This window comes from Luedemannella flava (genome assembly GCF_039528515.1).
GTDB classification, from domain to species: Bacteria; Actinomycetota; Actinomycetes; order Mycobacteriales; family Micromonosporaceae; genus Luedemannella; species Luedemannella flava.
On the sequence record NZ_BAAALT010000301.1, the window covers coordinates 1 to 546 of the forward strand.

Genomic DNA, 546 nt, shown 5'->3' on the forward strand with positions numbered 1-546 from the left:
GGAGTCGCACGCGGCCGAGCAGGCCGCCCGCCGCGAGGACGCCGTCCGCGCCGAGGCCGCGGAACGCCTCCGCCGCGAGCAGGCGGAAACAGAAACCGCCCGGGTACGCCAGGAGTCCGGCGCCGCCGTGGCCGCCGCCACCGCGGCCCGCGACCGCCTAGCCACCGAGCACGAGCACCTGACCAGCGAACACGGCCGCCTCACGGCGGACCACGCGCGCCTCGCAGCGGACCATGAGTCCCTGACGGCCGCGCACGGCACGCTGCGCACCGCCCACGATCAGCTCACCGCGGAACGGGACACGCTCGCCGCGGCACGGAACACGCTCACCGCGGAACGGGACACGCTCACCGCCCTCCGGGACTCGCTCGCCGCCGACCGGGACCGCCTCGCCGGCGAGCACGCCGCGGTGCGGGCCGATTACGAGCGGCTCGCCACCGAACACGGGACCCTGCGCGCCGAGCGGGACTCCCTCGCCCAGCGCCTCGCGGAGGCGCTCGACGCGCCCCGCGACGCGGAGCGGGAGGCGGCGGAGACGCGTACCCG

1 protein-coding gene is annotated in these 546 nt (G+C 78.0%); it reads left to right on the forward strand.

The window, feature by feature from the left end:
• Positions 1-546 (forward strand): hypothetical protein (locus ABD211_RS32850; RefSeq protein WP_344140410.1); only part of this gene is annotated, 546 nt, incomplete at both ends.